Raw genomic sequence first — 12,794 nt, 5'->3', positions numbered from 1 at the left:
CGAGCTTTCCTATGTCACCGACCGATTCGCATCACGCCGACGCACGGCCGCCCGCCAACCCGACGCTTCTCATCGTCGAGGACGAGCCAAAAATTGCCCGGCTGATGGCCGACTACCTGGCAAGTCACCATTTCGCGCCTACACTGATCGAGCACGGCGACGAGGTACTCCCCTGGCTCGAGGCGAACACCCCGGCGCTGGTGCTGCTGGATTTGATGCTGCCGGGCAAGGACGGCATGACGCTTTGCCGCGAGATCCGCCAGCAGTGGCCGGCGCTGCCGATCATCATGGTGACGGCCAAAGTCGAAGAGGTGGACCGCCTGGTGGGGCTCGAAATGGGCGCGGACGACTACATCTGCAAACCCTTCAGCCCGCGGGAAGTGGTGGCGCGCGTCAAGGCGGTATTGCGGCGCAGCCGCGCCGCCGCCGAGCCCGCCCCGCAAGCGGCGCCGCCGTCACCGGTCACTTTGGACGACGATGGCTGGGTGGCGCTGGCCAAGGGCCAGGATTTAGGGCTCACCGCGGTGGAGTTTCAGCTTCTTCGCGTCATGATGCACGCCCCCGGGCGCATCTTCAGCCGCGAACAGCTGATGGATCACATGTATCGCGACAACCGCATCGTGTCCGAGCGCACCGTGGACAGCCACATCAAGAAGCTGCGCAGGAAAATCACTGAAGCCCTGCCCGAGCAAGAGATCATCCGCTCGGTGTACGGGGTGGGCTACAAGTATCAGCCCGAAGGTTAGGCTCTGTCTGAAAAGTGCCTGCGCTCGACAATACGGCGTTAAAAATTGGCTCAAAATACTCATTTACACATGTAAACTCTGTTTTTTCGCCAATTTTTGCCTTGTCTTGTCTTCGCTCGTCGACTTTTCAGACAGCCCCTAGGCGTTTATCAAGGACATCGGCAGAGGCGTTGATGAAAGCGCTCATTGTAGAAGACAACGACAACCTGGCGCGCTCGATCGCCACGACGCTGACCGAGGCGGGCTTCACGATCAGCCTGGCAAGCGATGGCGCCCAGGCCCAGCACATGCTGGCCCAGGGCGGCTTCGACCTACTGCTGCTGGACCTGGGCCTGCCCGAGCTCGACGGTATCACGCTATTGAGGCGCCTGCGTCATCAGCACGACAGAGTGCCCGTACTGATCATCTCCGCCCGGGATACGCTCGACCAGCGCATCTCGGGGCTGGAAGAGGGCGCCGACGACTACCTGTGCAAGCCCTTTTCGCTGGATGAAGTGACCGCCCGAGCCAGGGCGCTGGTGCGCCGTGCCAAGCATTTCGGCGGCGAGTCGCTCACCTGCGGCCCGCTTGAGTTTCTGCCCGACGCCAGGGAGCTTCGCGTCAATGGCGCGCCCATCGCCCTACACCGCCGCGAGCTCGAGGTGGTCGAATACCTGATGATCAACCAGAACCGCCTGGTGAGTAAGGACCAGATCATCGACCGGCTCTCGAGCCTGGACGAACCGGTCAGCGCCGCCGCCGTGGAAACCTATATCTCGCGTATTCGTAAAAAGATTGGCCAGGAGTTCGGCCTGAAAACGGTGCGCGGGCTGGGCTACTACCTGGCGCCCCCGTCTTGATGTCGAGCGTCACCGGATGTTGAACGTCGCGACCCGACTAAAAAAGCGCATGCCCACCTCGATTCGCGGGCGCCTGCTGCTCTGGATCGGCTTGCCCTTCATTGGGCTGGCGCTGGTGATGCTGGCCTCGAGCCACGTGCTGCTTACCCGCCAGATCAACGAGACCTTCGATGCCATGCTGCTCAACGCGGCCAACCGTTTGGAGCGGCGCATTTACACCGTGGACGGTGAGCTTCAGATCAACATGCATTACTTCAGCGTGAGCACCCTGGGCAGTCGCGGCGAAGGCAAAATCTTCTACCGCATTCGCAACATCGACGGCGGCATCATTGCCGGCTTCCCGGGCCTTGGCGACCCACCCGGGCCGCTCGACGAGCCGCTTTTTTACGACGTCACCTACGCCGGCAACGAGCTGCGCGCCGTGGCGCTCACCTTCCCTTTCAACCGCAGCCGCACCCATACCGACATCGAGGTGATCGTCGCCGAGTCGAAAGAGGCGCGCTACACCCTGGCCAACGACTTCATGCTGACCTTGAGCAGCCTGATGGCCGTAACGGGCATTCTGGCCATGACGCTGGCGCTTTTCGCCATTTACCGGGGGCTTGGGCCGCTCAACGCGGTCAGCCAATCGCTTCGCCAGCGCTCACCCAACGACCTGCACCCCATCGAGGACGACGCGCCCCGGGAAATTCACCCGCTGATCCATAGCCTCAATCAGCTGATGCAGCGTATCCGCCGCAGCATCGAGAGCACGCAACAGCTCAACGCCGATGTATCACATCAACTGCGAACGCCGATTTCCGAGCTGCGCGCGCTCTCCGAGATTTCGCTCAAGACCACTCAGGAGCCCGACACCCGCGCCAACCTGATCGAAATGCAGCGCATCGCCGAGCACGCAAGCCACACCGTGCAGCAGCTCCTCAAATACGCCAAGACCCGCCACGAGCTTTTCGACGCGACCCACCTGGAAGAAGTCGACCTGGTCGATATCTGCCGGCAGGCCTGCGCCCAAACGGCCACCGGCATCTATCAAAAGGGTCAGGAGCTCTCTTTCGAGCAGACCGGTACGCCGCCCAGGGTGCTGGGCGACCCGATCATGCTGCTTTGGATGGTCACCAACCTGATCGAGAACGCCAGCGTTCACGCCGGTGGTGGCCGCCCCTACCGGGGCAGTATCGACATCGTGCTCGAAGAGAAGCCGGGCGGCGCCGTGCTCACCGTCAGCGACCACGGTACCGGGGTCGACCCGGCAAGCCTTGGCCAACTGACCGAGCGGTTCTACCGCCATGACCCACAAACCCCGGGTAGCGGGTTGGGGCTGGCGATCGTCGAGCAGGTGGCGACCGCCCACTCGGCAACGCTGACGCTTGGCAATCGAGACGTCGAGAAGCCCAAGGCGGGCGCCCAGAATGGGCGCGGGCTGGTCGTGCGGCTCGCGTTTCCGGCTATTCCGGCTGGTTGACCGCGCTTGCCAAGCGCACCATCGCCGGCGTCATGAAGATCAGGATCAACAGCCGTAGCACGTGGTGGGAAACCACGTAGACCGGGTCGATGCCCATGACCGTGGCGATGACCGCCATCTCCCCCACCCCGCCGGGAATCAGCGCGAGCAGCACCGCCAGGAAGGAAAGCGCGGTGATGGATGCCACCAACCAGGCCATGGCCGCCGCCGCGCCCAAAGCGAACAGCGCGTAGGCAATGCCGAAGCGCCCGACCTTGAGCACCTGGGAAAACGGCGTGTTGGAAAAGCGCGAGCCCACTGAGGAGCCGAGTATCAAGAAAGCGCCGAACACCAGCCAGACCGGCACCGAGTAGTCGAGACCGGCGTTGGCCAGCACCGCCCCGGCGGCCATGGGCCCCAGAAATTCCGGTATCGGCACGTTGAGCTTTCGCGCCAGCCACCAAAAAAGTGGCGCCAGCAGCAGTGCGGCGGCGTCCATCAGGTTCGGGGCGTGGGAATCGCTTGAAAGCGTTGCCTCGCCCACCAAAAGGCTTGCCATCAGCGCCGCCCCGGAGACGACGGTCACCAGGCGCAGCGAGTGGGAAATGGCGATCCAGCGCAAATCGCCCTTGGCACCCTCGGCCAGCACCAGCGCCGAGTTCATGCTGCCCGGGTAGGCGCAGAACATCGCGCTTACCCGCCCCACCCCGGCGCGCGTGAAGATCCAGTAGCCGCCGGCCAGCATCATCGCCATATACACGAGCATGGCCAGAACGCTTGGGTACCAGTGAATCAGCCCGGCCAGCTCATGGGCCTGAATGCGGCTGCCGATAAAAAGCCCCAGCAGCCCGATGGCGACCAGGTGAACGCGCTTGTCGACACCGGTTTTCACCCCGGCAAGCGAGGCCCCCATCACCAGAAACAGCGCGCCCAGCATCCAGGCCAGCGGCAGTGAAAAAAGGGTGGCGACCACGCCACCCACACAACCCAGGCCCAGGGTTTTAAGCGTTCGCCCGAGCATCCGCTACGCCTTTTGTGCGCGCCGCGTTTGAAAGCGCTGCATCAAGGGTTTGCCGAGCAGTGAAATCAGCAGCAGCGCCAGAATGCCCAGCGCCACCGGGCGGGTGAACAGATAGCTAAAATCGCCGCCGCTGATCTGGTACGAATGCAAAAGCGACTTCTCGGCAAGCGAGCCCAGCAAAAGCCCGATGACCGCGGCGGGCACCGAGTAGCCGTAGTGGCGGAAAATCCAACCGATCACCGCGAACACCAGCACCGTGGCCGGGCCGGTCATGTTGCCGGTCAGCCCGAACGAGCCCATCACCGCCAGCACCAGCACCGAAGGAATGAGATAGCGCATCGGCACCTTGATGATGTTGGCCAACAGCGGAATGAACAAAAGCCCCACGACGACCAGCAAAAACACCTGGGCGAAGTTGGCAAATATAATGGCGTAGACCACATCGGTTTGCTGGCGAATGAACTGCGGGCCGCCGGTGATGTTGTGCATGGCAAACGCCGCCAGCATGACCGCCGTAGCGCCGCCGCCGGGAATACCCAGCGCCAAGAGCGTCGCCATCGAACCGGCTTCCGAGGTGCTGTTGGCGGATTCCGAGGCCACCACGCCCTTGGGGTTGCCCTTGCCAAACGACTCCGGGTCCTTATCGCGGCGCTTGGTCTCCACATAAGAGAGCAGGTTCGATACCGACGAGCCCACACCTGGCACCGCACCGACGAATACGCCGATCAAGCCGCCGCGAATCATCACCCAGGGGTGGCTCAGCGCCATCCGGCAGCCACCGAGAATCTGGCCGATGCTAACCTTGCGCGACGCCTCGGACTCGACGATGAAGCTTTTATTGGCCAGCTTGAAAAGCTCCGAGGCGGCGAACATGCCCATCATGGCGGGGATGACCGGGATACCGTCGAGCAGGTAGGTTTGCCCCATGGTGCCGCGCGCCAGGCCCACTTCGCTAAAACCGATCGTCCCCGCCAAAAGCCCCACGAAGCCGGCCATCAAGCCCTTGAGCACCTGCTCGCCCTTGAGGCTTGCAATCAACGTCATGCCCCACAAAATGACGATGAACATCTCGGCGGGGCCGAGCTTCAACACCATCACCGAGAGCGGCTGGATCATGATGAACAGGATCACGTAGCCCATCAGCACACCGATGACCGAAGAGGCGAGTGCTACGCCGAGGGCTTCGTTGTGCTGGCCGTTGCGCGCCATGGGGTAGCCATCGAAAGCGGTGGCGATCGCCGACGACGTACCGGGAATGTTCATCAAAATGGCCGGAATCCCCGAGCCGAACGAGCCGCCGGTGAAGATGGCGGTCAAAAACAGCATGGCCTGAATGAAGTCCATGTACATGGTCATGGGCAAGAAGATCGCCATGGCCATGGAGATTTGAAGCCCGGGCGTGGCGCCGAAAATCAGCCCCAAAATGATGCCAGGGATGACCACCAGCCAGGGGCTGAAACTGGAAAAAAGCAGCGCCAGGCTCTGCTCTACTGCGGCAAAATCGATCATGGCGGCTCCTTAGCTGGGCAGCAGCAGTAGGGTCATGGGATAGGGCAACATCTGCGAGAAGAAAAACGCGCAGCCCAGCCCGAAAACGGCGCTAAAGCCCGTGACCAGCCAGACATTGCGCTCGCCTTTGAGCACCAGAAAAAGCGCGATGAACGCCACGGTGGCGATATCGAAGCCCAATGTTTCCAGCGAGATCACGTAGGCGGCGAAGAGCCCGACCACCGGCAGTGTCTGGTGCAGCGGCTCCTCTTCCTCGCTGGGGCGGAAAAGCGTGCCGTGCTTGATGCGTAGCCCAAGCTCCAGGGCAATGACCGCCAGCACGACCAGCGAAAGCGGCAAAATCAGCAGCAGGTTCTGGGCGCTTGCCGAGACGCTGTAGGCATCCCACAGATACCAAAGGGTAAAACACGCCAAGGCCATGAGGACCAGAAAGTCCCCATAGTCACGTTTGTTTGCGGACATGGTGATTCTCCAGGCCGGCCCTGGCGGGCCGGCCTTCAAGCGGATCAGTTAAGCAGGTGGGCGTACTGCTCGAAGACCTCGTAGTTTTCGCGCATCAGCTCGTTGGCGCGCTCCGGGCCGACCCAAACGCCGCCCATGTCGTTACGCTCGAGGTGATCCTGCACCTCTTTACGGGCCAGCGCGCTCTGGATGGCGGATGAAAGCGTCTCGAAGCGCTCCGGATGCTCGCGCTCCATTTCGCTGGTGACCGCGAAGCCGCGCATCGAGCCCTGCAGCACCGGTACTTCGACGTCCATCGGGGCGAGGGCTTCGTTGATCGGCGCCACGTCCCACTGCTCGATACGCTCGTCGCTGACAATGGCAAGCGGCGTCAGGAATTCGCGAATGCCTTCGCTGCCCTGGGCGCTGATCGAAACGAAATCGACCTGACCGCCAGCGACCGCCGAACGCGCTTCGCCGCCGCTGTTGTAGGTCACCAGGTTCAGGTTGTCCTGGTCGATACCGGCCTGGTCGAGCAGCAAGCGCACCATCAGGTGGCCGGCGGAGCCCTGAACCACGGCGCCGCGTACCTGGGTGTCCTCGTCACGAATGGCTTCGAGCAGCTCGGGCAGGTCTTCATAGCCGCTGTCTTCGTTGGCGGCGATCAGATCCAGGTCGAACCACTGGAAGTTGATGTAGTTGAAGTCATCCACGCTGAAGTTGGCGCCGCCGGTGAGAATCGAGTTGGTCAGGTACGGGGCGAAGGTCGAGGCGTACACGGTGTAGCCATCGTCGGGCATGTTCAGCACGTAGTTGGAGGCGACCTGCGTGCCGGCGCCCGGGCGGTTGCTGACCTGGACCGGCACGCCGATTTCCTCGGAAATATAGCCGGACATCAAGCGCGCCAGGCGGTCGGCGCTGCCGCCGGTGCCAAAGCCTACGATCATGTTGATCGGGCGCTCGGGGTAGTTGTCCGCCGCGGCGGGCAGCGCCATGGCCAGGGAGGCAGCGGCGGCGGTAGCGCCGACCAGCAGCGATTTCACGGTCATACCAAGCGAAGTGACACTGTTTTTGGGCATAGCGTTCTCACTTTTTATAAATTTATAGATTTTGGGCAGGTCTGCGCCTGCAGGGCCCCTACGCTATGCCACGAAGCTTTCACCAACCTTGCACGCCCTCAAAAGCCAACTAAAGTCTAATCGCCCTGCCCCGCCTCAGAATTCACCTCTCTATGTACCTCTCCATCGAGAAAGGCGATGGCCGCTTTGATGGCGCCGCCGCGCAGCAGAAAGCTTCCGATATGCCCGCGGCCGTGCTGCACATAAAGTTCGGAGCGCGTGCCCTGATCCGCGAGTGCCTGGTAGAAATCCTCGGCGTGGTCCACTGGTACCAGGCGGTCCCGATTACCGTGGAAGATGAAAAACGGCGGGGCCTGCGGGGTGATTTGGCGCGCGGGCGAGGCCAGTTGGTACGCCTCGGGCTCTTCATCCCGGGTACCGCCGATCAGGTCGGTCACCAGCTCGCCGTCGTCGAACTTCAAAAGATCGCTTGGAAGGCCCCCCACCGCCGCCGCGCGCAGCCGGGTATGCGCGCCCCCAAAAGGCTCGGCCAGCGGGCCGTGCTCGCTTGCCAGCGCCAGCAAACTCACCAGGTGCGCCCCGGAGGAGTAGCCCACGCCCACGATGCGGTCGGTATCGATGCGAAAGCGCCCGGCGTTTTGATGAATCCAGGCCATGGCCTGCTGCAAATCATGAAGCTGGGCGGGGAAGCGGTACTCGGGGGCGAAGCGGTAGGCGACATTGACCGTCACATAGCCCTGGCCCGCCAGTCGTTTGGCGATTTTATCCATATCCTTTGGGTTTCGTCCGCGCCAGCCGCCGCCGTGGACGATCAGCGCCGCCGGGCGCAGGCCTTCGCCGGGGGTATCCGGCAGGCGCACCCTGGCGGTGAGCGCCTCGGGCCACTCGGGCGGTGTGTAGCGCTGGGGGGCCAGCGCCGTGGAGCGCACGGCGAGCTTTTCCTGGGCCAGGGCCTGGGCGGGTTCGCCGTTCGAGGCGAGATGGGTGGCGCCGCAACCGCCGAGCAACAGCGCCAGACTGCCCGCGCCCAGGGTTTGGCGGATCCCACGCAATGCCTGCATCGATAACTCCTTTTATCTTTCGCGCCGTCATGTCTTCGCATCGAGAAGCGAAGGTCACGTTGTTTGCACACTTCGTGCAACGACTTTACACCGAGGCGTTTGATACTGCAGGAGTCAAGACATTCAACTGCATCGACAAAAGAGGTACGCCATGACGCTATCCATTCGTAAAATCGCCGCTCCTGCCCTGCTCGCCGCCGCTTTGATTCCGGTGGCATTGACCGCTCAGGCCGGGCCGCACGATGGCAAGGACCGCGAGCAGATGCGCGAACACATGCAGGAGCAGCGCGATGAAGTGTATCAGCGCGCCGAGATCAACGAAGAGAAACAGACAGAGCTCAATGAAGCCAACGCCGAGTTTTACGAGGCGATGAAGACGCTTCGCGACGAGCACAAGGAGCGCGTCAGCGAGATTCTCACCGACGACGAAGAAGAGGCTCTGAAAGAGGCCATGCGCGAAATGCACGAAGAAAGACGCGGCGAGCGCCGCCACGGCGAAGGCGATAGTGAAAGCGACGAGCCGATCACCACGCAGTAAGTCTCTCTGCGCGACTCTCCGGTTATACTCTCTCGTTACACCCTCTTAGCACACCCTCTTGCCATGCCCGGCCAAGCCCGGGCATGGCGCCGTTGTAGGCCTGGCTTTTTTCTCGTCTCCCCTTCGTGAGCGGCGAATATCGGCGGCGCAGTTGTGCATCGCAGCGCCGGGGAGTAAGTTAAAAGGCTAACGTTTCCAACCGGCTACGAGGTTCTCCATGTCCCGCGCCCGCCGCCCCTCGGGAGGGGGCTTTCCCGTGCCTGGCAGTGCACTTTTGAGTGCCTGGCGCGAAGGTTACACCCTTGGCAAACTCAAGCGCGACGTTTTGGCGGGCATCACCGTGGGCGTGGTGGCCGTACCGCTTTCGATGGCGCTGGCGATCGCCACCGGCGTAGCGCCACAGCACGGCCTTTATACGGCAATCGTAGCGGGGGCGATCATCGCCCTGACCGGCGGTTCGCGCTTCAATATCTCCGGGCCCACGGCGGCCTTCGTGGTGATTTTATTCCCCATTGCGGCGGAGTTTGGCCTGGGCGGGCTGCTCATCGCCACGCTCATGGCCGGGGCCATTTTGGTGGCGCTGGGGCTCGCCAGGCTCGGCACGCTGATTCAGTACGTGCCCTACCCGGTCATTCTGGGCTTCACTGCGGGGATCGGCGTGGTCATCGCGCTGCTGCAAGTGCCGGATTTTCTGGGCCTGACCGACATTACATTGGGCAGTAGCACCCCGCACAACCTGCTCGTTATCGCCCAAGCGCTGCCCGGGCTTTCGCTTGCCGATCTATGCGTGGGCGTGGCGACCTTGAGCGTTTTGATTGCGTGGCCGCGTTTGAAAACGCCGATCCCCGCGCCCCTGGTGGGGCTGGCGGCGGGCACGTTGGTGGCGCTACTGCTGTCGCTTTTGGGAAGCGATGTCGCGACCATCGCCTCGCGCTTTAGCTGGGAATCCCAGGGCGTGACCGGCAGCGGTATCCCGCCGTTTGCACCGGGCTTTGCGCTACCCTGGCAGCTGTCCGGGGCCAATGGCGAGGCGCTTACCGTTAACTTCGCGCTGATCCAGGCGCTGCTCGGCCCGGCGCTTGCCATCGCGCTACTGGCGGCAATCGAGTCGCTTTTGTGCGCCGTGGTCGCCGATGGTTTGACCCGCACCCGCCACAACCCCAACGTGGAGCTGATCGGCCAGGGGCTTGGCAACGTGGTCGCGCCCTTTTTTGGCGGCATTACCGCCACCGCGGCGCTTGCCCGTACCGCGACCAATATCAAAAGCGGCGGCTTCTCCCCCATCGCGGCGCTGGTCCACTCATTCGTCGTGCTGCTGGCGGTGATCGCCCTGGCGGGGGCGATGGGCTATGTGCCCATGGCGGCACTGGCGGCGCTTTTATTCATCATCGCTTGGAACATGAGCGAGGCGCGCCATTTCGTGCACACGCTGAAAAGCGCCCCGGCAAGCGACGTAGCGGTGCTGGTGATCTGTTTTCTGCTCACCGTGGTGTTCGATATGGTCATCGCGGTGGCCGTCGGCATGGGCCTGGCGGCGGCGCTGTTCATCCGGCGTATGGCCCAGTTGACCCAGACGCAGCGTGTCGAAGCAGCTGGCTCCAGCGCTGCCTTTGCCCCCGGTGTGGCCCGCTACAAGATCAGCGGGCCGCTGTTTTTCGGCGCCGCCGAGAAAGCCATGGCTACGCTGCGCGTGGTCGACCAGGACGTGCGCGTGGTGGTGCTGGATATGCACGCGGTACCCAGCCTCGATGCCTCGGCCATGATCGCGCTGGATACCCTTCTAGGCGAGCTCGATGAACGGGGCGTTGGGGTGATCATGGTGGGGCTGGCACCGCGCATGGTGTTGAAACTCAAGCGCGCCGGTATACGCCGCGCAACCGGAAAACTCGCGGTCACGGCCAGCCTCGATCAGGCAAGCCGCCTGGCCGAGCGGTGGCTTGCCGACAGCCAAGCGGCAGGCGAAAAAACGCCGGGGTAGCCCCGGCGTTTATAGCGCGCTTATTCGCCCGGCCAAGCCGGGCCTGGTGTCAGGCTTAGAAAAAACCCATCGGGTTGATGTCGTAGCTCACCAGCAGATTCTTGGTTTGCTGGTAGTGCTCGAGGGCCATCTTGTGGGTTTCGCGCCCCACGCCGGATTTCTTATAGCCGCCGAACGCCGCGTGGGCCGGGTACTGGTGGTAGCAGTTGGTCCATACGCGCCCGGCCTGAATACCGCGGCCCATCCGAAACGCCACGTTGATATCGCGGCTCCACACGCCCGCGCCCAGGCCGAACTCGGTGTCGTTGGCAATCGCCAGCGCTTCTTCTTCGTCCTTGAAGGTCGTCACCGACACGACCGGGCCGAAGATCTCCTCCTGGAAGATGCGCATCTTGTTGTTGCCCTTGAGAATCGTCGGCTCGATGTAGTAGCCGCTGTCATAATCCCCTTCGATGCTCGCCTTGTTGCCGCCGGTCAAAAACTCCGCGCCTTCTTCCCGGGCCACGTCCATGTAGGACATGATCTTGTCGAACTGCTCCTGGGATGCCTGGGCGCCGACCTGCACGTCGGTGTCCAGGGGGTTGCCGCGTTTGATGGCCTTGGTGCGCTCGAGCACCTTGACCATGAAGTCATCGTACATGCTCTCCTGAACCAGCGCCCGGGACGGGCAGGTGCACACTTCGCCCTGGTTCAAGAACGCCAGCACCAGGCCCTCGACCGCTTTATCCACGAAGGTGGGCTCGGCGTTCATGATATCGGCGAAGTAGATGTTCGGCGACTTGCCGCCAAGCTCCACCGTGGAGGGAATGATGTTCTCGGCGGCGCACTTCAGAATATGCGAGCCCACTGGCGTTGAGCCAGTAAAGGCGATCTTGGCGATACGCTTACTGGTGGCCAGGCTCTCGCCCACCTCTTCGCCAAAGCCGTTGACGATGTTGACCACCCCGGGCGGCAGCAGGTCGCCGACGACCTTCATCAGCTCGAGAATCGAGGCCGGGGTCTGCTCGGCGGGCTTCAATACCACGCAGTTGCCCGCGGCCAGCGCCGGCGCCAGCTTCCATACCGCCATCAGGATGGGGAAATTCCAGGGGATGATTTGCCCCACCACGCCCAGCGGCTCGTGAAAATGATACGACACGGTGTTGGCGTCGATATCTGCAGCACTGCCTTCCTGGGCGCGGATGCAGCCAGCGAAGTAGCGGAAATGATCCACCGCCAGGGGCAGGTCGGCATTCAGGGTTTCGCGCACCGCCTTACCGTTGTCCCAGGTTTCCGCCACGGCCAGCATCTCAAGATTCTGCTCGATGCGATCCGCCATCTTGAGCAGAATATTGCTGCGCTCGGCGGCGGAGGTCTTGCCCCAGGCGGGGGCGGCCTTGTGGGCAGCGTCCAGAGCCTTGTCGATATCCTCGGCGCTGGAGCGGGGGATCTCGCAGAACACCTGGCCGTTCACCGGGCTGATGTTGTCGAAATACTGGCCTTTCTCGGGTGCGACGAACTCGCCGCCGATGTAGTTACCGTAGCGTTTTTCGAAGGTGACGAGGGCGCCGTTATCGCCTGGGTTTGCGTAGATCATGGTTTAGCTCCTGAGCGTTATGATTATTGAACCACCCCTCAGTGTTGGTCACCCAGCGGCCAAACGAAATCACCCAAAAGTCGCAGCCCATAAAAAAAGACGGCCGAAGCCGTCTTTTTTGACCAAGCGCCGAGTCAGCGCACGATCATCACCGAGACTTTCGCGTGGTGCACCACGTGCTCGGCGTTGGGGCCGAGCACGTAGTCCGCGAACTTACGCTTGGTGTGGGAGGCCATGACGATCAGGTCGGCGTCGATTTTCTTGCCGATCTTGATGATCGCCTCCCAGGGCGAGCCATCGACGATCACGCTTTGGGTTTGGATATCCTCGGGCACGTGCTCCTGGATAAACGCGTTTTGCGCCTCGTGCATCGCCTCGTGGGCCTTTTTCGAAAAGTTCTTCGGAAAGTAGGCCCCGACCATCGGCATCGTGAACTCCGGCAGTACGCTCACCAAATGCAGCGACGCCCCAAAGGTATGACAAAGCGTTACCGCCACCGGCAACGCCTTTTGCCAGGACGCCGCCTCGTTGAGATCCACAGGAAGCAGAATTTTCTGATACATCG

At 62.5% G+C, this 12,794-nt stretch carries 12 protein-coding genes; 5 read left to right on the top strand and 7 right to left on the bottom strand.

Going from position 1 to position 12,794, the window contains the following annotated elements:
* The first annotated feature begins 11 nt into the window (after nucleotides 1-11).
* The 3 genes from ACWHXT_RS03485 to ACWHXT_RS03475 all read left to right on the top strand — a co-directional run bounded on the left by ACWHXT_RS03485 (nucleotide 12) and on the right by ACWHXT_RS03475 (nucleotide 3,047).
* Nucleotides 12-746 carry a response regulator gene (locus tag ACWHXT_RS03485; RefSeq protein ID WP_447957246.1) on the top strand — a complete coding sequence of 245 codons (735 nt, stop codon included), beginning with the start codon at nucleotides 12-14 and terminating at the stop codon, nucleotides 744-746.
* 173 nt (nucleotides 747-919) lie between these two features.
* Nucleotides 920-1,585: a response regulator transcription factor gene (locus tag ACWHXT_RS03480; protein ID WP_447928093.1), complete on the top strand. Its 666-nt coding sequence runs from the start codon at nucleotides 920-922 to the stop codon at nucleotides 1,583-1,585.
* Nucleotides 1,586-1,601: 16 nt separating this feature from the next.
* Nucleotides 1,602-3,047 (top strand): sensor histidine kinase N-terminal domain-containing protein, encoded by a 1,446-nt coding sequence (locus ACWHXT_RS03475; RefSeq protein WP_447957245.1) that lies wholly within the window; start codon nucleotides 1,602-1,604, stop codon nucleotides 3,045-3,047.
* Here ACWHXT_RS03475 and ACWHXT_RS03470 read toward each other — a convergent pair.
* From ACWHXT_RS03470 to ACWHXT_RS03450, 5 genes are all read right to left on the bottom strand, one after another.
* On the bottom strand, nucleotides 3,031-4,047 hold the full coding sequence (locus ACWHXT_RS03470; RefSeq protein ID WP_447957244.1) for an AbrB family transcriptional regulator: 1,017 nt from the start codon (nucleotides 4,045-4,047) through the stop codon (nucleotides 3,031-3,033). The genes ACWHXT_RS03475 and ACWHXT_RS03470 overlap by 17 nt on opposite strands.
* Before the next feature lie 3 nt (nucleotides 4,048-4,050).
* Nucleotides 4,051-5,556 carry a tripartite tricarboxylate transporter permease gene (locus tag ACWHXT_RS03465; protein WP_447928090.1) on the bottom strand — a complete coding sequence of 502 codons (1,506 nt, stop codon included), beginning with the start codon at nucleotides 5,554-5,556 and terminating at the stop codon, nucleotides 4,051-4,053.
* Between the two features lie 9 nt (nucleotides 5,557-5,565).
* On the bottom strand, nucleotides 5,566-6,018 hold the full coding sequence (locus ACWHXT_RS03460) for a tripartite tricarboxylate transporter TctB family protein (protein WP_447928089.1): 453 nt from the start codon (nucleotides 6,016-6,018) through the stop codon (nucleotides 5,566-5,568).
* Between the two features lie 44 nt (nucleotides 6,019-6,062).
* Complete coding sequence (locus ACWHXT_RS03455; protein ID WP_447957243.1) at nucleotides 6,063-7,076, bottom strand: Bug family tripartite tricarboxylate transporter substrate binding protein; 1,014 nt, start codon at nucleotides 7,074-7,076, stop codon at nucleotides 6,063-6,065.
* A gap of 116 nt (nucleotides 7,077-7,192) precedes the next feature.
* Nucleotides 7,193-8,137: an alpha/beta hydrolase fold domain-containing protein gene (locus ACWHXT_RS03450; protein WP_447957242.1), complete on the bottom strand. Its 945-nt coding sequence runs from the start codon at nucleotides 8,135-8,137 to the stop codon at nucleotides 7,193-7,195.
* Between the two features lie 151 nt (nucleotides 8,138-8,288).
* Here ACWHXT_RS03450 and ACWHXT_RS03445 point away from each other — a divergent pair, with 151 nt between their 5' ends.
* Together ACWHXT_RS03445 and dauA are read left to right on the top strand one after the other, a co-directional pair.
* Nucleotides 8,289-8,675, top strand: coding sequence for a hypothetical protein (locus ACWHXT_RS03445; RefSeq protein ID WP_447957241.1), 387 nt, complete (start codon nucleotides 8,289-8,291; stop codon nucleotides 8,673-8,675).
* A 217-nt stretch (nucleotides 8,676-8,892) separates the two neighbouring features.
* Nucleotides 8,893-10,653 carry a C4-dicarboxylic acid transporter DauA gene (dauA, locus tag ACWHXT_RS03440; protein ID WP_447957240.1) on the top strand — a complete coding sequence of 587 codons (1,761 nt, stop codon included), beginning with the start codon at nucleotides 8,893-8,895 and terminating at the stop codon, nucleotides 10,651-10,653.
* 55 nt (nucleotides 10,654-10,708) lie between these two features.
* Here the strand turns inward: dauA and exaC are convergent, their stop codons facing one another.
* On the bottom strand, nucleotides 10,709-12,229 hold the full coding sequence (gene exaC, locus ACWHXT_RS03435; protein ID WP_447957239.1) for an acetaldehyde dehydrogenase ExaC: 1,521 nt from the start codon (nucleotides 12,227-12,229) through the stop codon (nucleotides 10,709-10,711).
* Nucleotides 12,230-12,363: 134 nt separating this feature from the next.
* Nucleotides 12,364-12,792: a universal stress protein gene (locus tag ACWHXT_RS03430; protein WP_447527863.1), complete on the bottom strand. Its 429-nt coding sequence runs from the start codon at nucleotides 12,790-12,792 to the stop codon at nucleotides 12,364-12,366.
* Nucleotides 12,793-12,794: the final 2 nt, after the last annotated feature.

The sequence above is a fragment of the Vreelandella halophytica genome (assembly GCF_968193635.1).
Note: the sequence above shows the minus strand (reverse complement) of the source record. Positions and strands in the feature narration are given on the sequence as shown.